The sequence below is a fragment of the Vibrio scophthalmi genome (assembly GCF_040869025.1).
GTDB classification, from domain to species: Bacteria; Pseudomonadota; Gammaproteobacteria; order Enterobacterales; family Vibrionaceae; genus Vibrio; species Vibrio scophthalmi.
Genome location: NZ_CP134272.1, coordinates 248,776 through 270,733, shown reverse-complemented (window position 1 = coordinate 270,733; position 21,958 = coordinate 248,776). Strand labels below are relative to the sequence as shown.

19 protein-coding genes and 1 pseudogene are annotated in these 21,958 nt (G+C 45.1%); 5 read left to right on the top strand and 15 right to left on the bottom strand.

The annotated features are described in order from the left end of the window. Nucleotides 1–119: 119 nt before the first annotated feature. From RJD38_RS16115 to RJD38_RS16080, 8 genes are all read right to left on the bottom strand, one after another. Nucleotides 120–932 carry a hypothetical protein gene (locus RJD38_RS16115; RefSeq protein ID WP_065546569.1) on the bottom strand — a complete coding sequence of 271 codons (813 nt, stop codon included), beginning with the start codon at nt 930–932 and terminating at the stop codon, nt 120–122. Nucleotides 933–1,064: 132 nt separating this feature from the next. Continuing rightward, complete coding sequence (locus RJD38_RS16110) at nt 1,065–1,388, bottom strand: cupin domain-containing protein (RefSeq protein ID WP_065546568.1); 324 nt, start codon at nt 1,386–1,388, stop codon at nt 1,065–1,067. Next, complete coding sequence (locus tag RJD38_RS16105; protein WP_065546567.1) at nt 1,369–2,013, bottom strand: HAD family hydrolase; 645 nt, start codon at nt 2,011–2,013, stop codon at nt 1,369–1,371. The genes RJD38_RS16110 and RJD38_RS16105 overlap by 20 nt, the downstream gene beginning before the upstream one ends. Continuing rightward, entirely contained in the window at nt 2,010–2,354 is a 345-nt protein-coding gene (locus tag RJD38_RS16100) for a MazG nucleotide pyrophosphohydrolase domain-containing protein (protein WP_006713965.1), read from the bottom strand. The genes RJD38_RS16105 and RJD38_RS16100 overlap by 4 nt, the downstream gene beginning before the upstream one ends. A 111-nt stretch (nt 2,355–2,465) precedes the next feature. Next, complete coding sequence (locus RJD38_RS16095) at nt 2,466–3,302, bottom strand: arylamine N-acetyltransferase family protein (RefSeq protein WP_065546566.1); 837 nt, start codon at nt 3,300–3,302, stop codon at nt 2,466–2,468. A gap of 9 nt (nt 3,303–3,311) precedes the next feature. Further along, nucleotides 3,312–3,860, bottom strand: coding sequence for a flavodoxin family protein (locus RJD38_RS16090; protein ID WP_065546565.1), 549 nt, complete (start codon nt 3,858–3,860; stop codon nt 3,312–3,314). Between the two features lie 191 nt (nt 3,861–4,051). Next, nucleotides 4,052–5,755 (bottom strand): leucine-rich repeat domain-containing protein, encoded by a 1,704-nt coding sequence (locus RJD38_RS16085; protein WP_065546564.1) that lies wholly within the window; start codon nt 5,753–5,755, stop codon nt 4,052–4,054. Nucleotides 5,756–5,918: 163 nt separating this feature from the next. After that, the gene (locus RJD38_RS16080) at nt 5,919–6,440 is read right to left on the bottom strand and encodes a DUF2867 domain-containing protein (protein WP_065546563.1); all 522 of its coding nucleotides are present in this window, start codon (nt 6,438–6,440) and stop codon (nt 5,919–5,921) included. A 237-nt stretch (nt 6,441–6,677) separates the two neighbouring features. Here RJD38_RS16080 and RJD38_RS16075 point away from each other — a divergent pair, with 237 nt between their 5' ends. After that, nucleotides 6,678–7,181, top strand: coding sequence for a hypothetical protein (locus tag RJD38_RS16075; RefSeq protein WP_065546835.1), 504 nt, complete (start codon nt 6,678–6,680; stop codon nt 7,179–7,181). Nucleotides 7,182–7,235: 54 nt separating this feature from the next. Further along, complete coding sequence (locus RJD38_RS16070) at nt 7,236–7,946, top strand: lipoate--protein ligase family protein (RefSeq protein WP_065546562.1); 711 nt, start codon at nt 7,236–7,238, stop codon at nt 7,944–7,946. Between the two features lie 80 nt (nt 7,947–8,026). Here RJD38_RS16070 and RJD38_RS16065 read toward each other — a convergent pair. The 5 genes and pseudogenes from RJD38_RS16065 to RJD38_RS16045 all read right to left on the bottom strand — a co-directional run bounded on the left by RJD38_RS16065 (nt 8,027) and on the right by RJD38_RS16045 (nt 14,130). Then, nucleotides 8,027–9,260: pseudogene (locus RJD38_RS16065) on the bottom strand (glycine betaine/L-proline ABC transporter ATP-binding protein). After that, nucleotides 9,253–10,152: an ABC transporter permease gene (locus RJD38_RS16060; protein WP_005597786.1), complete on the bottom strand. Its 900-nt coding sequence runs from the start codon at nt 10,150–10,152 to the stop codon at nt 9,253–9,255. Before RJD38_RS16060 ends, RJD38_RS16065 begins: the two are co-directional and overlap by 8 nt. A gap of 96 nt (nt 10,153–10,248) precedes the next feature. Next, nucleotides 10,249–11,238, bottom strand: coding sequence for an ABC transporter substrate-binding protein (locus RJD38_RS16055; protein ID WP_065546834.1), 990 nt, complete (start codon nt 11,236–11,238; stop codon nt 10,249–10,251). 236 nt (nt 11,239–11,474) lie between these two features. Further along, entirely contained in the window at nt 11,475–13,226 is a 1,752-nt protein-coding gene (locus RJD38_RS16050; protein WP_065546560.1) for an SgrR family transcriptional regulator, read from the bottom strand. Between the two features lie 286 nt (nt 13,227–13,512). Continuing rightward, nucleotides 13,513–14,130 carry a DedA family protein gene (locus RJD38_RS16045; protein ID WP_005597792.1) on the bottom strand — a complete coding sequence of 206 codons (618 nt, stop codon included), beginning with the start codon at nt 14,128–14,130 and terminating at the stop codon, nt 13,513–13,515. Between the two features lie 487 nt (nt 14,131–14,617). On the opposite strand from RJD38_RS16045, the gene potE reads away from it, so the two are divergent. Beyond that, nucleotides 14,618–15,934, top strand: a complete 1,317-nt coding sequence (gene potE / locus RJD38_RS16040; protein WP_065546559.1) for a putrescine-ornithine antiporter — start codon at nt 14,618–14,620, stop codon at nt 15,932–15,934. 63 nt (nt 15,935–15,997) lie between these two features. Further along, the gene (gene adiA, locus RJD38_RS16035; RefSeq protein ID WP_065546558.1) at nt 15,998–18,289 is read left to right on the top strand and encodes an arginine decarboxylase; all 2,292 of its coding nucleotides are present in this window, start codon (nt 15,998–16,000) and stop codon (nt 18,287–18,289) included. A gap of 177 nt (nt 18,290–18,466) precedes the next feature. Here the strand turns inward: adiA and RJD38_RS16030 are convergent, their stop codons facing one another. Next, entirely contained in the window at nt 18,467–18,988 is a 522-nt protein-coding gene (locus tag RJD38_RS16030) for an NADPH-dependent FMN reductase (protein ID WP_065431374.1), read from the bottom strand. A gap of 135 nt (nt 18,989–19,123) precedes the next feature. Between RJD38_RS16030 and RJD38_RS16025 the strand changes: the two genes are divergently transcribed. After that, nucleotides 19,124–20,026 carry a LysR family transcriptional regulator gene (locus tag RJD38_RS16025; protein ID WP_005599755.1) on the top strand — a complete coding sequence of 301 codons (903 nt, stop codon included), beginning with the start codon at nt 19,124–19,126 and terminating at the stop codon, nt 20,024–20,026. 132 nt (nt 20,027–20,158) lie between these two features. Here RJD38_RS16025 and RJD38_RS16020 read toward each other — a convergent pair whose 3' ends face one another. After that, on the bottom strand, nt 20,159–21,367 hold the full coding sequence (locus RJD38_RS16020; protein ID WP_005599757.1) for a NupC/NupG family nucleoside CNT transporter: 1,209 nt from the start codon (nt 21,365–21,367) through the stop codon (nt 20,159–20,161). Nucleotides 21,368–21,958: the final 591 nt, after the last annotated feature.

Genomic DNA, 21,958 nt, shown 5'->3' with positions numbered 1-21,958 from the left:
GACAAAAATGATGAAACGAAGTGCAACGCGCTGAGTTTATTTCGGCGCAAAAGACCTATTTACTCAACTGTTATAAATGCTAATTATTGTTATAAGATATTGATTATTGTCTATTTAATTCAGAGGTTTGAGTCTAATTTTTCTGCTAATGTATGGGCAAACTCTCTCAGTACACGCGCGTTGTCGCCATTTTCTGCATTCCCGCAAACCTTGGCTCGGTAAGTGGTTTCCGGATTGGAATAGATGGGCAAGATTTCATTTTCGTAGCTCATTACGGTGCCAGCGGTTCCACATTTGTAAGCCCGAGCATAAGGTTTTAAGTGATGTTGTAGGTCGGGGGATGTCGTCGATTGGAGCCACTTACCTAAATTGGGAATGGGGTGACCTTCCAAGTGTTCAGCCCAAGCGAGATGGCCAAGTTCGTGCTCTAAGGTAAATAGCGAGCTATGCATTGTCAGAGCAAAAAACTGCTGGCTGAGGTTCGTTTCAGTCATCCCTGAGAAACCCGTAATGTCCTGATACTTCTTCTCTAAGACGAGCCCGTAGTATTGGTTAGGCATTGGAAACAATTGATGCAAATTGTCGGTGTTGAGGCGGTTTTCGAGTTCGCGATGGATAGTGTACATGTCATGAATATTGTCTTTGTCGATCTCGACATAAGTGATGGTACCGAGAGATCGCGTCATCGGAATGCAGGAATTGGTTAGAATGAGATTGGATTGTTTGATAGAGCGAGTAAAAAAGTCGCTGACTTCTTGCTTATTTGATTGCTCAAGCACGTCATTGTCGACAAAAAAATGCACTTCTGTATCGACGATCGGTTGTGTGTCGCATGATGGGAGTACCAAGCCTTCAGAGTTTGGTTTGGTGGCCATTGAGATAACCGTAACGCTCACCAATGCTGCAACAACCAATAAGGTTTTCTTATTCATACTTAATGCTCCATCAATCCATGAGAGCATCTTATGTTATGCAATTGGCTGTCTCATATCGAGGGAGGCTCGGTTAAAAATCAACGTGAATCGAGAGATCCATCGCAACATCCATCGCAACATCAAATAATCTTAGAGAACAACTGGATAAAACATTGCGAGCCACACAGTAGGTTCATCGGCAGCGGTCTCAATCACGCGATGTTTTTGCTGCGCAGGAATATTGAGATAGTCGCCATGCTGCAAATGAAACACTTGGCCATCATCATATTCAATCACGCCAAAGCCTGATAACACCAACACCCATTCATGTTCTGCTTGATCATACCAGCCTTGTTCCGGCGAGGTGTGCCCATGAGAAATAATACGTTCAATCCGCACGCCTGCGGTATTGATGATCTCTTCAAAGACTTCCGTAGGTAATGAGGTAGGAATCTTACTCAATAGATTGTTCATGGGTTCTCCTTGCATGAGAAAGGCCATCAGTGGATTCGATCTTGCGCCATTGAAAGTATTTTTCATCGGCAAGATTTAACATCGGGAGATCTTCATAAGTATCGCCATAGGCATAAATTCGGCTGTAGGTGGTTAAATCTAACGTCTGTTTAATTGCCGTGACTTTATTGTTTAAACTGCAATCGCCATACAGATAGCGGCCCGTATATCGGCCTTGTTTTTCTTCTAGGGTGCTGCATAACAGCTTCAATCCATGTTGTTGGCACCAGATGGCAAGGTACGGGCTTAGAGAGGCTGAAACGACGTAGATTTCGTCCCCTTGTTGTCGATGCCAACAGATTTTCTCTAATGCTTGTGGGCGAATGACGCTGGGCAAATAGTCGCGAACAAATCGCGCGGCAAGGGCGTCGACTTCGGTTGTTTTACGGCCACCAAAGGCCATTTTTGATAATACTGGACGGGTGTATCGCGCCGGTAGTAAGCCAAGTTTGTACAAAGCGATGACGGGGGAGGTGAGCAAACCACCCAAAATAATCCGCCGCTTAGACGTGGCGTAGAATAGAAATTCGGTATAGACATCTTGGTGGGTGATGGTGCCATCAAAATCAAACAACGCGAGATTCATGGCGCTGTTTTGCCATTTTGGGCGGGTTGCCAAGTGCGTTGCTTGTTTTTGACTTCTTTGGCTAAAAAGGCTTGTTCAAGATCGATATCGTAACGATTAGCGATGGAGCACAGATAGATGAAGATGTCTGACAGCTCATCCCCAATTTCGCCCACTTTTGCATTCGGGTCGATGGCGATGCCTTCTGTTTTGCGTATCGCTTGAAACAACTCCCCAATTTCTTCACCCAGTAATAAACACTTTTCTAAAACCGGTTGGTCAGCGAAATTGCGTTCCACTTCTAACTCAGCAACATAGTGCTGAAAATCGGCCAAAGTTGGACTTGGTTTTAGATCGGGCATTGGGCTTCCTTAAAAATCAACGATTGACGGTGGTCAGAGCCTATAGCGTATCGATTTAAAGTGAACAATGCTACCGACGTGAGCAACTCCCAACGTCGGTTAGCACCGCTGTTAAGCTTTCGAGGCGAGGTAATTCAATTGGTGATTAAACAATTGCTGAGCCTCCTGTTCACTAAAGCCAAGCTGGAAAGTCTCGTTCAATAGCTGATGCAAGTGGGACGCGCTGGTGATGCTTTCAATATATTGCTCGCCCAGTTCATCATTGTAGCGATGAATGTCTAGGTTTTTGATCAAGTGACGCTGAGCATGGGTGATCTTGGAGACCACCAAATTATGATAAAAGCCGCTATTTGGACTCTGTGATGCGTAGAAATGGCCAATGTCACAATCCATTTCGGTGACTTCACTCAAGTCGAAGCGATACAGCGCTTGCCAGTGATCTACTTGCCAAATCTCAAGCCGAAAGTTTTGTGGACCTTGCTGCTGGAGTCGAAATTGTTGGGTTAAATGGCTAAAGCTATGGGGTTTTAGTGGAATGGCCATGCGCGGCGTTTGTACACCAAAGCCGACGTCAACCAGATATTGAATGCCATCGATTTCCACCAATGTTATGCGATGGGTTCGGCCGTTTTGTTCATTGCCATTTAATAATACACGCGCTAACAAAGGACGCACGTTGAAACCAAGCTCGGCCAGAAGAATTTGAAAGAGCTTGTTATGTTCATAACAGTATCCGCCTCGCTGCTGTTCGACTAAACGCTGAAAGACATTATCAGGATCCAAACTTAACTCTTTTTTGAGTAATACGTTGGCACTGCAAAAGGGCAGATGCTCAAGATGATGCGCGACTAATTGGTTGATCAACGTTAATTCTGATGAGTCTGCGTTGAGTGCGGTGGTGATACCACTATCGATAACATAACGATCAATAAAGTGTTGTGTAGTCATTGGTGACCTTTAAATAGAAGTGATTGATGTAGCGTTGTTGCATGGTCGCTTGGCGGCATCGAGTTGCTGAGCAAATTTCAATAAGGCATTGCTATCGATATTGGCTTGGCCTGATGAAAAATCACCATGTAAGTTACCTTGGTAACTCATATCATAATAGCGGTACATTTTTGCAAAAATGCTTTCAAAGATGGGACAAACTTCGGCCTGAGCGGAGCTACTAATAATGAATCCACGTTTATTCGCCAGCGCACGCGCTTTGGGTTTTAGATGACTCACATCCAATAGCTCGGTCATACGATCCATGAAAGCTTTCATTTGCGCGGTTGGGCAGTGCCAATAGATTGGTGAGGCAAAAATGATATTGTCGGCGCTTAGTAGTGTTTCCACGAGGGGGTAAAAATCATCTTGTGGGTATTGATTAGCATAGTTGTAGGGGGTGATGCTCAGTTCATCGAGGTTGATGACCTTTAAGCTAACCTGTTGTGCTAATGCTTGTACCACTTGTGCGGTATTGCCTTGTTTGTTAGCGCTGGAGAAGAGAACCACACTGCTCATAAAGATGTCCTTTTTTTTAGGTTTGAAATCACAATGTCGTCACTGTAAAACCTCAACCTAACTTCAGGTAAAGCACTTTTTGCGGTGGTAGTTATCGCGCCAAGAATACACATGGGCCACAAAGCAAATGAAGGTATTGCTCTTGCAGCTAATACCTTCATTCTGTGGTGGTGATAAAGTCGCGTCTTTAATTATCGACAATCATATTTGATGAGCGACTGTAGCTTCTCGTTGCTTAGCACGCTGGTGATCTTGGTGGTTGTGGGTACGTAGTACAAACAGATCTCCTTTAAGTTTGGCACCTTGCGAATAATTAGAGTTTCAAGTGGCGCTTGGAATATCTGAATTTTTTCCAACGCAGGCATATCTTCGAGTGTTAAGTGGCGTAGATCGGAATGGACAACCTTAATCTGAGTCAGTTTTGGTGACTGTTGCATCTTGAGTTCAGGTGCACTTACATCGTTGAGTTCTAGCTCTGTAAGGCTAGGTTGTGGTGCGATGGTGAGCGTTTCTAACTCGTTTAAACTCTTAAGCTCAAGATCATTGAGTTTGGGTAAGGTCGGTATAGTGAGCGATTTGACCTTGCTGGAAGTAAGATAGACGGTTTCGAGTGCGGAATTACTTGGCCATTTCAGAGTGTCCAGATTGTAGATATTGGCACTGAGATGTTTAAGATCTTCTAAGGTCGATAGATCCAATAGGCCATCATCAAATTCAGCAGTGAGTTCCAGTAATTCGAGGCTATTGTATTGGCTAAAGTCACCACTTTCGGCGACGTTACCATTCGTATTGCAATATATTTCCGTGATCTCTGCAATGTAGGGGAGTTGTTCTCCTGCGGAAACGCAATAATAGAGATGGGTGTTTTTAGCAAACTGATCTTCAACTTTAGCCAATGGATTATTGCCTAAAGAATAAGAGGTAATGCTGGGAATGAGCTGAAAATCAAACGATGTCAGTTGGTTATTATCCAAACCTAACACCGAAATAAAATTGGGTTGTGCGTACTGTATGGTTTTAAGTTGGTTTTCTTCTAGATACAGATTAGTCAACGCTGGTAACGTTCGCCCGTCAAACGAGGTGATTTGGTTATTGTTAGCATCTAAGTAGTGCAATGCCGGTAGATTAGTGACTGTTAGTTCCGAGAGTTTGTTGTCGGATAACCTGACTTCAGTAAGATTTGGCATGTCAGCTAACGTCAGTGATTTTAGCCCGGTTTTTACGACCTCTACGTTTTCTAATTGATGGCTGTTGTTGAGTGACAGAGACTCTAAACCGGGAGTTTGAATAAAGAGTCTAGTCAATGCAGGCAAATCAAGATCGAGTTTTAGCTTTGCGGGTAAACTGTGATCTTTTTCAGTATCGATTATGCCCAAATCACGTAACTTCTGGTGTTGTAGTGACAGAGTAAAATCGCCTTTAATCGGCGTACCGATAAAGGACAAGTCTTCAAGGCTAGGTAACTGCTTTTCAAACGTCGCAGGCGTGATATCGGTTTTTGTTAGATTATCACCGTCGAGCGTTAAATAGGTAAGGTCAGGCAGCGTACCGAAAGTAAGAGATTCAAGCCCCTTTTTTGATAGCTGCGCCCATACCTCAAGGTGCTGCAATTTTTGGTTGGTGCTGACATCCAGTTGGGAAAGTAAGTTGCTGTTAAGATCTAGGTAGTTTAATTGCGGGAAATACTCAATTTCATCAGCATTTTCAATATCCATACTCGAGCATTCAAGGCGAGTAACTTGATCTAATTCTTCAATGCCTAAATCTAAGACACATTTTTCAAAATTGTCATCAGAAAAACGAATATCAGAGACTTTCTCAGGAGGAGTACACCCGGCGAGGCCTGCTAACATCGAGAATCCAATGGCGATTTTACCTAGTTTATATTTCAACATAACGATTTTGCTAACTCACTACTTATGATGTGTACGATCCATATCTCGTCAGCATACTATGTTGTTTGCATACATTTCACTCTGTTAGTGATCAAATTTAGTTATCGCGAGTACATAAAAATCAGCAAAAGTAATATTCGTTAATCGCTTAGTTAAGAATCGTTTAGTTAGGGATACGCTGCGTTTTGAGTGCTTGCACAATACAGTAGCGAGCTATGATTTTGTGAAATGGTTTGATGATGACCATATAGGCACGGCCCATACGGGTCTTCAGATTTACCAGAGAAGAGATGGCGTATTGCCCCGGCGTGACTTCAAGCACCGAAAGCCAAATATCCATATTCTTTTCGCTCGCAAAGGTTACCACTTCGTTTGGCGTGACAGTTTCGATGGTCAGAAAACCAGCTTTGTTGCCTTGTTTGATTTCTTCAATCGGCAATGCGATTTCTGTCCCTGCGGTTGAAAATCCCAGCCATTTCACGATCGAATTACGTACTTTCATCGCATAGACTACCGTTTTTGGTAAATAGCCAAAGATGGCGTGATACACCTTGGTCGCATTGAGATCGGATGATTGGCAAGTATTAAAAGCAAAGGTATCGCGATAGTAATGCCCGGTTTCCTTGCCCGCAACGGTAGAAAAGGTTGGGAACTCAATCTGAGTGACGGCTGATTGCTTGGGCATAGGATTTCCTTATGAGTTATTCACGTTCTGTTTGTGTATTGTCGGAGCGATGAAAAGGTGAAAGATATGCATTCCTTGGCATACGTGGTAAGACTCAGTTTTCTATAGTAGACAACGAATGTCAAATACGTGCTACAAGGTCGGCTTGTTTTTGATAATGATGAAAAAGTAAACCTCTTCCACGGCTTGGTAAAAGGGTCTACTATTTCAATTATTAACAGTTTGATAGAAACGGCTATGCACGTTCAAAATATCCCACAAGTAAAAGGCGCAGAGAACGATGCGTTGAAACAAATTATCGCCGCTTACGATGGCGAAATTTATGGCATTGCTTTTTTTGAATACTTTGCCGCAAATTATGCCGATCCATCGCGACTCACATTGTGGCAAACCTTGATTGAAGTGGAGACATTAACCGCGCAACAACTGCAAGTTGGCTTGACGGAGTTAGAGGCTAAATTTGTGATTAACAGCAGCGAAATGCAGCAAAAAGGAGTTAATGATGCGCAAAAATGGGTTGATCTTACTTGGCCAAAGTTGACCGAAACGCTGCTGCCTTGGATTGCGCCTTATGAAGAGAAATACCGAGATTGGGCGTACCTTGCGGCAAGTCATCACTCACTATTTGCGTTGATTGCTGGTCATGAAACGGCCATTTATCAATGTTGGCAGCACGAGCAAAGTGGTCAATCGGGCATTCCGATTTTACAGGCATTTTTGCAGCAGTACCGCGCAAGTTAGCCTCTTTACCCCTTCTAAGTTGCCAGCTTTATTGGTTACGGTAGGTTTATGTTTATGACACATTCTTCATCAGCGCAGCGCAATAAATTGATTCGTTACCCTTCTATCGAAGCGGATGTCTTGTTTGCTAAAGAAGCAGATCTGATTGCACAGGTACAAGCTGGTATCCTCGATCAAGTGCTGTTACTTTGGCAGGCGAAAAGCCCAACCTTAGTCTTGCCCGCAGGTAAGAAGTGGCCAATCAGTGTGGAATTGACTGAGGCCCTGGCTGAATCTGGTTGGCAACTTACCGCGCGGAAAACCGGTGGCGCACCCGTCCCTCAATTGCCAGGCATCATTAATCTGTCGCATATTTACCAATGGCCACAAGATACGCCATACGACATCAAATCAGCGTACTTAAAACTGTGTGATGTACTCACCGATTTCTTTGCCCAGTTAGGCGTGTCGGTTGAGGTGCATGATACTCAGGGATCTTATTGCGACGGGCAGTACAACCTTAATATTGCAGGGCAAAAAGTGGTTGGTACCGCGCAGCGTGTATTACTAAAGAAGGGCGGCGGGCAAGTGATTCTTTCGCAGGCATGTATCATTATTGATGCTGACGTCGATCAGATCGTTGAACCGGTGATTTTGTGTAATCATATTTGCCAGCATGATACGCAGATCAAAGCGTCTGTGCATACGCCACTGTATGACCATATTACTGAGCGCCCATCGGTCGATCAGCTTTTTCAGCGGTTAACCAGTGCTTTTTTGGCTTAATGGTCATTGGGTTGTAAAGAGAGAGCGCCAGCTTAGGCTGACGCTCGTTATTTAGAGACTGTTTACACGGATGGACGGAGTTAACTGGCTTTTTCTGCCGAGGGCTCTAGAGCGCTTTCATCACTGGCAGTCGTTGATATTGTTTCTGAAAACAAATCCGCCACCGCACTTCGTTCTAGCTCACCTTTCAAATTACCCTCTTCATCGACCACGGGTAGTGAGTAATCACTGGAGATGGTCTCAGTCAGAACCGTTTCAATGACCGCATCAGGCGAAATCGATGGTACCGGTTCATAAGTGACATCACTCAGTTCATCAATGCTTGGCTCTTTGGCTGCATCAATCAATCCTTCTTTGGTGATTAGGCCTTGGTAGCCATCGTCAGTAACGTGGTAGCCATAATCTTGTTTTGACTTCTTCATTTGACTAAGAGCTTCTTCAATCGTTGAAGCCGTAATGCGTAGCGCTGGTTTTTGCATTACTGTTTCAACGGTTAGCGCACGGGCGCGGTTGACGTCTTTAACGAAGGCTTCTACGTAGTCATCTGCCGGATTAAGCAAGATATCATCTGGTGTACCTTGCTGAACTAGCACACCATCTTTTAAGATTGCGATGCGATCACCGATGCGCAGTGCTTCATCTAGATCATGGGTAATGAAGATAATCGTCTTGTGTAGGGTCTCTTGTAATTCAATTAGCTGATCTTGCATTTCACTACGGATCAATGGGTCAAGCGCTGAAAAAGCTTCATCCATTAACAGGATTTCCGCATCAGTTGAAAGTGCGCGTGCTAAACCAACACGCTGCTGCTGACCACCAGATAACTGGGCTGGGTATTGCTTTTCATAGCCTTTAAGACCGACGGTTTCAAGCCATTGAGTCGCGCGTTGAACACGCTCTTCTTTCTCAATGCCTTGGATTTCTAGACCATACGCAACGTTATCCAGCACGGTGCGGTAACAGACCAAAGCGTTGGAATACCATCGACATTTTATGACGGCGAAACTGCTCTAATTCGTCTTTCGACAGCTTCATCACATCAATGCCTTCAACCAAAATTTGTCCTTCAGTTGGGTCAATTAAGCGGTTGAAGTGGCGAATAAGGGTCGATTTTCCTGAGCCAGATAAGCCCATAATAACGAAGATCTCACCTTGTTTAATGCTGAGGTTGATGTCTTTCAAACCCACCGTATGACCGGTGTTTTTGAGAATATCATCTTTGCTATCGCCACGTTTTACTTGCTCCATTACTGAGCGAGGATTACGGCCAAATACCTTGTATAAACCGCTAATTTCAATCAATGCATCAGTCATGTTTTAAATCCCCTAAGTGAGCTTGAGTTCGTTTGGCATACGCTTGAGAAGCACGATCAAACAAGATGGCTAGGGCAACGATGGCAAAGCCGTTAAGAAGACCAAGGGTGAAATATTGGTTGGTGATCGATTTTAGTACCGGCTGGCCAAGGCCTTTCACCCCGATCATTGAGGCGATAACGACCATCGAAAGCGCCATCATAATGGTTTGGTTGATACCTGCCATAATGGTGGGCATTGCCAAAGGTAACTGAACGCCAAGCAGGCGCTGTTTGCTGCTTGCACCAAAGGCAGTGGCGGCTTCCAGTACTTCTTTATCGACCAAACGGATGCCTAAATTGGTTAGGCGGATCACGGGTGGGATAGCGTAAATAACAACTGCAATTAACCCTGGAATCTTACCAATACCTAATAACATGACGACAGGGATCAAGTAGACGAAGGCGGGCATGGTTTGCATCACATCCAGCATGGGTGTGACGATCGACTGTACGCGGTTTGAACGGGCCATCGCAATACCAATCGGGATACCGAGCACGATTGCCAACATGGTACAGACTGTGATGATACTCAGCGTGCGCATGGTGTCGTCCCACATGCCGAAATAACCAATCAGCATGAGTGATGCAGCACAGCCTACGACCAATTTCCAAGAGCGGCTCGCGGCGTAAACTAACGCGCAGCAACCCGCGAGAACCAGAAACCATGGGGCAGAGAGAAGCAGTTTTTCAAACCACACTAAAAAAGAAAGTAGTGGGTCAAAAATGGATTCGATGAGATCACCATATTCGCGTGAAAAGTCACGATAGGCGCCATCTAAAGTTTTGCGAATGGCTCGAAGATCGGCGCGTTCCATTGCGGGAAACTCGCTGAGCCAGCTAGTGTCAGACATGTTAATTTCCTTATCAATACTGAAGCGGCTCCTGCCGCTTCAGAACTACAGATGTGTTACTACAGAAGTGCGATTAGTCTGCGGTACTAGAGGAGGTTAGATGGCGTCCGCGACTTTGTCTGCAACCGCTTTTGGTAGCCATTGCTGCCAAATCTCAGGTGATGTTTCTAAGAAATGGAACATGGTATCTTCGCCACTGGCTTGGTTGTCTTCCATCCATGCTAATAGTTGGTTCATTTGCGCGTTAGTGAAGCCACGTTTGTTTAAATACTCTTGTACTTCAGGAGCACGAGAGGCGAACGCTTCCGTCACAATGGTATGCACTGGCGATGGCGGGTACATAGTAGCTTTAGGATCTTCACAGCCATCACGTGAGATACAGTTTAAGTATTCGTCTGTATCCACGCCGCTACCGAAATCGACTTTAACCATATCAAACTTACCGAGAATCGCGGTCGGTGCCCAGTAGTAACCGAACCATGCTTCTTCACGGGTATAGGCTTTGGCTAATGAGCCAGAAAGACCGGCACTCGAACCCGGGTCAACGACAGTAAAGCCTGCTTGGTCGAGATCCATGGCATTAAATAAGTTACCGGCACTGATCTGACAGTTCCAACCGGCTGGACAGCTATAGAATGCACTGGTATCGGGATCTTCTGGGTGTTCAAACAGTTTTGCGTGTTTTTTCACGCCTTCGATGGTGGCAATTTCAGGGTATTGCTTCACAAGATAAGCGGGAACCCAAAAACCTTCTTCACCACCTTCAACCAATGCTTTGCCTGCATAGCGTAGACGCTTATCGGCAACACCACGATCAAGGGCTTCTTTGAGACTGTTACTCCACATTTCAGGGGCAATATCGGGCTGACCTTTCTCTATCATTGAGGTGCCCGTTGGCATCGTGTCACCTGGGATCAGTTCGGCATTGCAGCCGTAGCCTTCATTTAAAATGAATTGATCAAGGTTGGCTAGAAAGCTGGCTGAACTCCAGTTCATCTCGGCGATGGTGACGTTACCACACTCGTCTGCTGAGGCTTGAGTAGCGGTTAAACCCGCCAAAATAAGAGTGGCTAATTTTAGTTTCATTTCGATTTCCATTCTAATGAGTACTCCATAAGGTTATCGAAATATTTGTTAGAGTTCAAACTATTGTTAAAGTGCGTATTTGCCAAATTATCTCGCTTAGATGGGCTGTATCCCCCGAAATATAAGCGATAAGAGTATTTTTTACAGCGATTTATCTAATTTGAGAACGGTGGAATTTTAGGCGAACGATTTTGTATCTAAATATTTATCTTTAGATATCTAAGTAATTATCATATTCAGTCTGCTGACCACACATTACGGATATCTGGCCAGCCCCAGTTGGTTAGGGCCACGTCTTTAAGCACGCCATGAAAACGCAGTGTTTGGCTGTGGTGAAAAAGTGGCAGTAACCAATATTGATTAATAAGCGCAGCAGCAATGGGCTCTAAAGCATTTAGATACTGGTTGAGAGGGGTCGTTTGGCGCAGTGTTTTCAATGATTGTATCAGCCAAGTTTCTGCTTCAGCACTGATGCTGCCATGTAATATAGCGTTATGAAAAAGGTTGTTAAATGCGGAGGCGTGACGGTTGTCATCAAGGTTGATATTGGTCAGTACCATGGTCTCCTGTAAACGCTGTTCAGCGCAGAGACTATTTAACTCACGGTAAGAGTAAGTGTTCACTTTTACTTGGATGCCGAGCTGATTAAGTTGGTCTGCAACGGCGGTGGCGCAGTTAACCAGCGCATTGTAATCATAGACGGCAATTGAGATCTGTTTTGGCAAGGCACAAATAGGCGTATCCGGGCGGATCACTTTGTGCCAAATAGGCAGCAGATTGTAGGCATGTTCACTACCAAAATTTTTGCCACGGTGCTGTAAATGCTGATAGACGGTTTCTGGTGTCACTAGGCTGGAAAAATAACGTCGCTGTTGCTCATTTAACCCATCACCACTGCGCTGATTAAATAGGACGAACATGCAACCATCTTCGATGCGAGTTTGTTGAATCGCTTGTGAATCAGCGGCTTGTGTCTCGGACGTTAAGTAGTAGTGACAGGCCTGTTCTCGCTGTTTTTCGGGATGATTGGTTTCAATCTGTTTTTGCTTCAACTCGCGTTCGTCAAGTTGCCAAATCGTGACCATATCGGTCAGAGCACGGCAAGCATAGTAGCGATCGAATGCTTGCATACACAGTTTGGTTTCTGAGTGTTCAACGACTTCAAATACACCGCTGCCAGTAACAGCCCCTTGAAACTCAGGTTGCAGTTGATTTAGTGGTTGAATGGAATATTTGATCCCAGAGAGCAAGCCACCAAAGCCAAAATCGGGCTCTGAAAGATAGAAGGTGACTTTGTTGACCATTGGCGCTTGCACTTCAATCAAGTGATTCAATTCTTGTTGATAGTTTGTGTGCTGCTTGAGTTTTTGAAACAACTCTGCGATATGACAAGCACCAATGGCATTGCCGTTGTGAAAAGTGAGCCCCGGCCTTAGGTAAAAAGACCATTCAGTCCCGTGTTCATTGTGTTGCCAATGATGAGCGAGTTGTCCTTCGAGCATGCCATGGCGATTACTGGTGACTAAGCAGCAATACACCTGACGGATAAGATAACGTTCACTCGAACGGTGCAAAGAGTGGGGCAGCAATTTTTCAAATGGGCGCTTATAGGTGAGCTGAATGTGTAAGCGCCCTTCACGGATAGAGGCGCCGGAGGTGCTTTGCAGTAGTTGGCCAAAGGCGCGCTCATTGTTGTCGAGTATCGCAAGGGCTTTTTCATATTTACCTTGCTGGATGCGCTTAGTGGCAAGTTGCGCTTTGAGCTCATCTAAATCTAATTGCAACATTAGGCTAGAGCGTTGATTACGACCAACTTTAGGTTGCCAGCTAAGCCATTGTTGTTTTTGCATCTCACCGAGTAAATTTCTGGCATGACGAGGGCTGGTAAATAAAGTCTCGGCAACGTCTGATAATGCCGTTTTGATTTCGTTGCCTACGCCAAGTGGCGCGAGGCGGGCATAGTAGCGAAGCAGGTTTAGATCAGACATATCGTTAGGCTCTTGTGACCAAATGAAGCAATGAATTGGATGATGATTTCCGCAATTGGTTCATTATACGCACAATTTTGCTGATTTATGCCGGATTTAGTTAAATTGAGGAACAAGAAATATAAAATTGGTGAGTTTTTCTCTTCCTAATACTGGTTAAGAATAGTGGGGTGAGAAAGTAGAAAAAGCAGTAGTGAACAGAGATATGCTCCTGCACCCCCAGAATGCCTGTTTACTGCTGCTTTTTGTGCTTTTTACCAATGAATAAATAAGGTTATTAAGTGAGTCAGTTTGTCGGTTTTTCTTTATTGGCACGACGACGGACAATCAGGGCAATAAGGCCGATAAACACCAGCGCGGCCGCACACCATACGCCAAGTTGATGAGCAGTGTAGAAAGTACTGATTTGATGGAGATGAGCAAAAGCAACATTGCTCAGCAAGCTAAATACCGCTACCCAAATAGTGGTAGCCAGAGCATTACCCCACAGAAATTCGTGGCGTGGCATCTTGGCAATACCACAAGCAAGTGGCATGAATTGTTTCATTCCTTCGATAAAGCGACTGATCACCAAACATATCGGACCATACTTTTGAATCGCAGCTTGCAGCTTTTGCATTTTACTGCCCGATATATAGCCTTTTTTATCCAGCCAACCTTCAAAGTAATAACCCAATAGGTAGCCGCAACTGTTGCCGATAAAACACGCCAACCATGAAACGATCATTACCGTAGGGAGATTCATCACTCCGCGTGATGCGAGTATTGAGGCGGCGATCATCAGTGACTGACCTGGCATGGGTACGCCAATCCCTTCGAGAAAGATACTAATGACTAAGGCCAGATAGCCGTAATGATCAAGTACCGGTGACATGGCGTTGAGTAATTCGTTGATGTGTTCCACACAAAACTCCCACGAGCTAAAACGTCTAAATACGCCTGTTGTTCGTATCAATCAATTGTCGTCCACGTTTTGAGGCAAAACCTGACGTTGGTCTGATATTAGTGCTGCGAAAGCGAGCAACTAGGGGCGATTAATCATTCGGCTAATTTGATTGCAAGATAAATAATTAATCTAAAAATTAATTTATCAATAAGTGTAGCGGAATTCGTGTCGTGTTTGAGGCTATTTGTTTGACAGGGTGTGGCGCGACATTTTCTGGCAAGTTTTTTACCTAACAGCGATTAGCTGATTATTAATTAAAATAAAATTTGCTAGAACAAAAATTCGCTAACTATGCTTACAAGCATCAATTATTGACGAAAATATCCGTAAGAAGAGTGTGTGATCTGGATAGCTTATTATCGTAGTCGGTAACACCCACTTACTTTGCGGTAGTGGCGAATATGGCTTTAGTCAAAATTTGTCACGCAAGCATAGGTGAGGTTTTATGAGCAATAAGATGGGGTTGATGGGGCTTACAACCATCGTAACGGTTAACATGATGGGGTCGGGGATCATACTGTTACCTTCCAGTCTTGCCCAAACTGGCGGGATAGCACTGCTTGCATGGGGGATCACCGCCGTCGGCGCGTTGTGTATAGCCTATTCCTTTGCCAAGTGTGGTATGTATTGCCAAGAAGATGGCGGTATGTCGGCCTATGCGCAGCGGGCGCACGCCAAATCGAGTTTTTTCATCGCTTCCTATACCTACTATGTTTGTTTGGTGATCAGTGCGGTGGCCATTGCCGTTACTTCAGTAGGGTATTTGGAGTCCTTCATTCCTTGGCTAAAACAGAGCTCTATTCATACCTTTGTTGGTGTGGTTGTGGTGCTTGTTGTTACCCTGCTTGCCAATATGCGCGGTGCTAAAATTACCGGCCGCATCTCAGCGATTACGGTGTGGGGGGTCATTATCCCAGTACTTGGTGTCTCGGTGATTGGTTGGTTTTGGTTCGATAGTAAAATTTTCGCTGAGGCGTGGAATCCGAATAATGTTTCAATCTCGACTGCAATGTCTTCGGGGATTGCTCTGACGCTATGGGCCTTTCTTGGTATCGAGTCTGCTGGTGCTAACTCTGGCGCAGTAGAGAACCCTAAACGCAATGTACCACTGGCCTGTATGCTTGCCACCGTTTTTTCCGCCGTGACCTACATTGCTTCCACAACCGTGATTCAAGGTATCGTACCGAATGCTGAGTTGGCTAAATCAGATGCGCCATTTGGTTTGGTTTTTGCCGAGATGTTTGATCCAACCATTGGCCAAATCATTACTGCAATGGCCGTTATAGCCTGTATTGGTTCATTGCTCGGTTGGCAGTTTACCAATGCCCAAGTTTCTAAAGCGGCAGCCGATCTTAAACTCTTCCCCAAAGTCTTCAGTGACGTAAACCGATTTGATGCGCCTGTGAAGGGCATGTTGATCATGCTAGCGCTGGAAATTGTTCTGGCCGTCATGACTATATCGCCTACGCTGATCAAGCAATTTAACGTACTGGTGGACCTCGCAGTATTCATCAATATGGTGCCATACATCCTATCGTTGACGGCGCTAGGGGTTATTTTGCGCCAAGCGAATGTGGGTGAATCTGAATACAAGGTTTCAATTTTCGTGGGTTCAATCGCAGTGCTATATAGCATTTATGGTGCTTATGCGACAGGGCAAGAATCCATCTTCTACGGCACGCTCATTACATTAGTGGGGTATTTCTTCTATGGCTTTATTGCCAGTCGAGATGCCAAGCCAGTATCGGGTCCACAGGGATAAGTGCACGACGATTTATTACTACCAATCCAATAATCAATGAATTAACGATAAGGTACGATAGCTATGAGGAAGTACGGTAAAAAGAAGCACGCTTTAATTTTTAACGATACTGTCAAGGCGGGCGTGATTGAAAATGCGCTTAACCGGTTGATTGAGGAGTTTGCCAACGAAAGCGTTGAAGTGACGATTGCGACGTCATTTGATGATTGTTATTCGATATTCAATGCCAATACTCCGGTAGACTGCTTTATGTTGACCTCGCAAATGACGGGTCGACAAGCCGATGAGAACGAAAAATTCTTTAAATTGATTGATAAGCTCAATCGTCGCCAGCAAGGCGTGCCGGTCTTTCTTTTAGCCGAACGGAAAAAGATCACGCTTTCTGTGAGTCGTGATTTAATGTCACGGGTTGATGAGTTTGTCTGGATTATTGAAGATACACCAGACTTCATCGTTGGTCGTGCCGTTGCCGCGATGGAACGCTATCGCGATCAACTGTTGCCACCATTGATGGCGGCGATGATCAAATACGATGACGTGCATGAATACTCTTGGGCGGCGCCAGGTCACCAAGGTGGGGTTGGTTTTACTAAAACCCCAGCAGGGCAGCGTTTCTATCAACATTATGGAGAAGCCCTTTTCCGTTCTGATATGGGTATCGAGCGTGGTTCACTCGGCTCTTTGCTTGATCACACTGGCTATTTTGGTGACAGTGAAGCTTTTGCTGCTAAGGTGTTTGGCGCGGACAAATCCTATTCATTGGTGACGGGGACCTCAGGGGCAAACCGTACCATCATGCAAGTGTGTATGAAGGAAAATAGCCTTGCGATTTGTGATCGTAATTGTCATAAATCGATCGAACAAGGCTTGATGCTGACAGGGGCTCGTCCTGTTTATATGCTGCCGACTCGTAACCGTTACGGCATCATTGGGCCTATTTATCCAGAGCAGATGGAGCAGGCCGCGCTCAAGCAGCGTGCTGCAGAAGGGCCATTAACCAAAGATTTTGCCAATCAAGATCCGGTTTACGCGGTGATCACCAACTGTACTTATGATGGGCTGTGTTACAACGCTAAGCGCGCTCAAGAGATTCTGGGTAAGAGCAGTAACCGTATCCACTTTGACGAAGCTTGGTATGGATACGCACGTTTTAATCCGATTTATACCGATCACTTTGCCATGCGTGGTGAGCCAACCGAGAGCGAAGACGAGCCAACCGTATTTGCCACTCACTCGACGCACAAGTTACTCAATGCCTTATCGCAAGCCTCTTATATTCACGTGCGCCATGGTAAAGATGCGATTGATTTCCAGCGTTTTAATCAATCCTACATGATGCATGCAACCACTTCTCCGCTGTATGCGATCAGTGCATCGAACGACATTGCTGTATCGCAAATGTCGGGTAATCGAGGTTACTCTCTGACTCAAGAAGTAATTCATGAAGCGGTTGATTATCGTCAAGCGATGGGCCGCCTGTATCGTGAGTTTGAGCAAGATGGTGACTGGTTCTTTAAACCATGGAATGCAGAAACCTTCACTGATCCCAATACCGGTGAGACAGTGCCGTTTGAAGAAGCTGATCCGCAACTGCTGGCCTCAACACAAGATTTTTGGGTGATGAAGCCGGGCGATGAGTGGCATGGTTTTAAAGATATGCCGGAAGATTGGTGTATGCTCGATCCGATTAAGGTCAGTATTCTTGCTCCAGGGATGGGGGATGATGGCACCTTGCTTGATACGGGGGTTCCCGCGGCGTTGGTGACTCAATATTTGACCCGTTATGGCATTGTGCCAACACGTACTACCGACTTCCAAGTGATGTTCCTTTTCTCTATGGGGATCACCAAAGGTAAGTGGGCGACATTGGTTAATACCTTGCTGCATTTCAAGCAGCATCACGATCAAAACACACCATTGAAGAGTGTTTTACCCGAGTTAGTCGAAAATTATCCTGATGTATATGGTGAGATGGGTATGAAGGATTTGAGTGTGAAAATGTTTAATTACCTTAAACAGCACACGCCTTCGGACAAGCTTAATGCGGCTTATTCAACCCTACCAGAAGCGGTAATGACGCCACGAGCGGCGTTTGAATCTATCGTTGAAAACAATGTTGAGATGGTGCCATCGACCCAACTACAAGGACGCGTATCTGCCAACGCCGTTATTCCATACCCACCAGGTATTCCTATGCTGATGTCAGGCGAAAGTTTTGGCGATAGCACCAGTCCGCAGATCACTTATTTGCGTAGCTTGGAAGTATGGGATAAAGAGTTCCCGGGCTTTGAACACGAAACGGAAGGTACAGAAGTAGAGAACGGTATCTACCATGTAATGTGTGTGAAGAAATAGTGCTTATAGAGAAAGCTGAGAGATAGGAAAAAGAAAAAGCCCGCTAAATAAGATTTAGCGGGCTTTTTGATACTGAATCAATGGTGTTTCCAATCAAGATAGCTTTCTGAGCATGATGGTGCAAATGGCTGATCAGTGACTCTCTCGATTGTCATTAGGCAAATGTATGTTTATTGATTACAGCGTTTCAATCGCATCAAGTAGCTGACGATTAAATTCTTCTGAGGTGACTTGAGCCGTTTCCATATCAAAGTTGTCGTAGAAGCTTGGTAGAGAGATGCTCGCTTTTACGTCGGCTGCAAAGTACGGCGCTGAACCTGATGCTGCGGCAAGGACACTACCTGCACCACCTGGGCCTGGTGACGTTGCAAGCATGATAACAGGTTTACCTTGGAACACTTTCATGTCGATGCGGGTAGTCCAGTCAAAGACATTTTTGTATGCCGCGGTGTAAGAGCCGTTGTGCTCAGCAAACGAAATAACAATCAAGTCAGCCTCGCTGATCGCTTGGAAAAATTGTTTCGCTTGCTCTGGTTGGCCTAGCTCTTTTTCACGCTCATCGCTAAAGATAGGCATTTCGAGCTGGTGGATATCCAACATGGTGATCTCAGCGTTTGGAACTTGTTTTGCTGCGTAGTGAGCCAGTTGTTGGTTGATTGAATTTTTGTTGTTGCTTGCGCCAAATGCTAAAACTTTCATGCTCTATTCCTCAATGCAGTGCTTACTGCTGTTGCTCAATTCGGTTGATGTAGAGAGTTTAGTTTGATTCCATAATTTGATTAATAGGGTAAATGTGTAATTATTATTTCCATATGACTTGTAATTAGGTGAGACATGAGCCTTTCAGATACGAACTTACTCGATGGTATGGTGATTTTTACGACGGTGGTTGAGCTGGGGAGTTTTACCAATGCAGCCAATAGTACCGGCCACTCGACTTCGTTTATCAGCAAAGAAATTAACAAGCTTGAAGAGCGATTAGGGGTACGTTTGCTCCATCGGACAACGCGCACGTTAAGTTTAACACCAGAAGGGCAGCATTATTTTCAGCACAGTAAGCAACTAATTGAAAGTGCACAAGAGCTTGAATTGGCGATCAGTGGCCAACAACAAGAGCCGACGGGGGTACTGAAGATTAGCTGTCCGGTCAATTTTGGCGCGGCTCAACTTAGCCCTGTATTGGCTAAATACATGCAGCTCTATCCGAAGGTAAAAGTGGAAGTATTTGCCAGCGACCATAAGGTGGATTTGATTGGCGAAGGTTATGATGTGGTGTTGCGTTCATCGTCAAGCGCTGCTGACTCTAGTTTGATTAGCCGTCTTGTTCAGCGCTCTTGCACTCGCACCGTTGCTGCACCGAGTTATATAGAAAGACATGGTATGCCCAAACACCCGAGTGATCTTAGCAAACACAAAATGATTTGTTATAGCAACCACAAGCAGCCTTATGTGTGGAACTACATTGATCACGATGGCTCACTACTGCGTATTGAGGTGAGTGGAGTGATGACGACCAACAGTCCAGAAATGTCCCTCAGTTTAAGCACGTTAGGGCAAGGCATTTGTCGCTTGCCTGAAGCATTGGTATTAGACAGCATTGAGCGAGGCGAATTGGTCGAGTTATTTACCGATTTTCCGGTACATAAAATCGAAATGTGTTTGGTCTACCCAAGTCGTAAACATATGTCGACTAAGGTTCGTCGCTTTATTGATTTGGTGGTGGAAGAGTTAAAGTAGTGGAAGAGTTAAAGTCGCTGAGCGTGCAAAGCGGATTGTGAATAGTAACAAGCCCACTCAATGAGAAAGAGTGGGCTTGTTCAATTTAAGCTATCGTTTTAACCCGAGTTTCTTCAGGTTTTGGCCGAAAACCTATAGCGCGATAAACAGACCAGCTAATGCTGCGCTCATCATGTTCGCTAGCGTTGCGGCGGTCACTGCGCGGAAACCGAGCTGTGCAACATCTTGACGACGCTCTGGTGCCATTACACCGATAGAACCTAATTGAATCGCAATCGAACCAATGTTGGCAAAGCCACACAGTGCGAAAGTGATGATCACTTGGCTATGGGCAGACAAGGTTTCTTTCACACTAATGAAATCCAAGAAGGCAACAAATTCATTCAGAACTGTTTTTTGACCAATCAATGCACCCGCTGTTAGCAGCTCGTTTGTTGGGATACCGGCAAAGAAAGCCAGTGGTGCAAACAGATAACCAAAAATCAGTTGTAATGATAAGTTATCAATACCAACCCAGTTACCTACGTTCTCAAAACCTGCGTTAACCATGGCGATGACACTGACAAACGCCAGTAGCATTGCGCCGACAGCAACCGCTACTTTTACGCCGTTCATCGCACCAGAAGCCAAGGCGTCGATGATGTTAGCATCGGTACTTGCTTCCAATTCAATTGGGTCGTCTTGGCTTAGTTTTTCACGTTCAGGAACGAGAATTTTTGCCATTAATAGACCACCCGGTGCTGCCATAAAGCTGGCTGCGATTAGGTATTTTAGTTCGATACCAAGAGCGGCGTAGCCACCAAGAACAGAACCCGCGACTGATGCCATACCACCAACGATCACTGCGAAAAGTTCAGAACGGGTCATTTTCGGTAAGAACGGACGCACAATAAGCGAAGCTTCACTCATCGAAAGGAAGATATTGCTGGTTGCAGCCAGAGATTCAACCTGAGAAGTGCCGAGTAGACGGGCAATCGCACCACCAATCACTTTTACTAGCTTCTGCATGATGCCAAGGTAGTAAAGCAGAGAAATAATAGAAGACAGGAAAATGATCAGCGGTAGGACGCGAATAGCAAAGATGAAGTTACCAGAAGCGAGATCGCCAAAAAGGAAGCTAATCCCCGCATCAGCAAATGCGAGCAGACCTGATACACCGTCACTGACTGTCACCAACAACGATTGACCCAATGGGAAATAGAGAACTAAGGCAGCAAAACCTGCCTGAAGTGAAAATGCACCGATGATAGTACGCCAGTTAATATCACGGCGACTGTCTGAAAGTGCGTAAGCACATGCCAATAGAGCCAATATGCCGGCCAAGCTGAAGATGATTTGCATTATGTTGCCTTGCTATGTGTCAGTCTTAAGGCGGGTAAAGAATTACACGCACACAGGCGTTGGCAACAGGGCGGTGTTGTTTCGCCGTGTTGGTTTGCCCGATAGCAAATTCAAGACCCGTAAACGCTCACAGTTACGCTGGGCCCGATTCCTTGGGGCAAATATCCATGTTTCAGTCGATTGAAAGCCGGTTAATGACCTAGCCATACAATTGCTATTGCGTGAGTAGGCTTCATATCTAACCGGGCGCGGAGTATACGCAGCCTTTTTCGTTGTGACAACGATCACTTTTGTTAAAGTTTTTATAGAAAGGAAAACGTTAGCGCAAACGGTTGGGTTTTGTGTGCAAAATAGCAGCAAGGCTTGATGACTAAGGGCGCGATGGAAAAGCGGCAATCAAATAAAGATAAAAAGAAATATGAGTGTTACTTATTGATATTAAAGCACTAGCCTCGAGTGATTTGGCTCTATCTGGCGTGATAAGGTGGTTATTTGCATTGATATGTTGATACCGAAGGGTAAAAGCCTCAGAATGTCGAACTTTTCTACCCGAGCCAAACAAAAATGTCTTGCTCGGCAAGAACCACTATA

Coding starts and splice junctions, on each gene's coding strand:
- RJD38_RS16115 (WP_065546569.1), bottom strand. CDS start 932: ATGAATAAGAAAACCTTATTGGTTGTTGCAGCATTGGTGAGCGTTACG.
- RJD38_RS16110 (WP_065546568.1), bottom strand. CDS start 1,388: ATGAACAATCTATTGAGTAAGATTCCTACCTCATTACCTACGGAAGTC.
- RJD38_RS16105 (WP_065546567.1), bottom strand. CDS start 2,013: ATGAATCTCGCGTTGTTTGATTTTGATGGCACCATCACCCACCAAGAT.
- RJD38_RS16100 (WP_006713965.1), bottom strand. CDS start 2,354: ATGCCCGATCTAAAACCAAGTCCAACTTTGGCCGATTTTCAGCACTAT.
- RJD38_RS16095 (WP_065546566.1), bottom strand. CDS start 3,302: ATGACTACACAACACTTTATTGATCGTTATGTTATCGATAGTGGTATC.
- RJD38_RS16090 (WP_065546565.1), bottom strand. CDS start 3,860: ATGAGCAGTGTGGTTCTCTTCTCCAGCGCTAACAAACAAGGCAATACC.
- RJD38_RS16085 (WP_065546564.1), bottom strand. CDS start 5,755: ATGTTGAAATATAAACTAGGTAAAATCGCCATTGGATTCTCGATGTTA.
- RJD38_RS16080 (WP_065546563.1), bottom strand. CDS start 6,440: ATGCCCAAGCAATCAGCCGTCACTCAGATTGAGTTCCCAACCTTTTCT.
- RJD38_RS16075 (WP_065546835.1), top strand. CDS start 6,678: ATGCACGTTCAAAATATCCCACAAGTAAAAGGCGCAGAGAACGATGCG.
- RJD38_RS16070 (WP_065546562.1), top strand. CDS start 7,236: ATGACACATTCTTCATCAGCGCAGCGCAATAAATTGATTCGTTACCCT.
- RJD38_RS16060 (WP_005597786.1), bottom strand. CDS start 10,152: ATGTCTGACACTAGCTGGCTCAGCGAGTTTCCCGCAATGGAACGCGCC.
- RJD38_RS16055 (WP_065546834.1), bottom strand. CDS start 11,238: ATGAAACTAAAATTAGCCACTCTTATTTTGGCGGGTTTAACCGCTACT.
- RJD38_RS16050 (WP_065546560.1), bottom strand. CDS start 13,226: ATGTCTGATCTAAACCTGCTTCGCTACTATGCCCGCCTCGCGCCACTT.
- potE (WP_065546559.1), top strand. CDS start 14,618: ATGAGCAATAAGATGGGGTTGATGGGGCTTACAACCATCGTAACGGTT.
- adiA (WP_065546558.1), top strand. CDS start 15,998: ATGAGGAAGTACGGTAAAAAGAAGCACGCTTTAATTTTTAACGATACT.
- RJD38_RS16030 (WP_065431374.1), bottom strand. CDS start 18,988: ATGAAAGTTTTAGCATTTGGCGCAAGCAACAACAAAAATTCAATCAAC.
- RJD38_RS16025 (WP_005599755.1), top strand. CDS start 19,124: ATGAGCCTTTCAGATACGAACTTACTCGATGGTATGGTGATTTTTACG.
- RJD38_RS16020 (WP_005599757.1), bottom strand. CDS start 21,367: ATGCAAATCATCTTCAGCTTGGCCGGCATATTGGCTCTATTGGCATGT.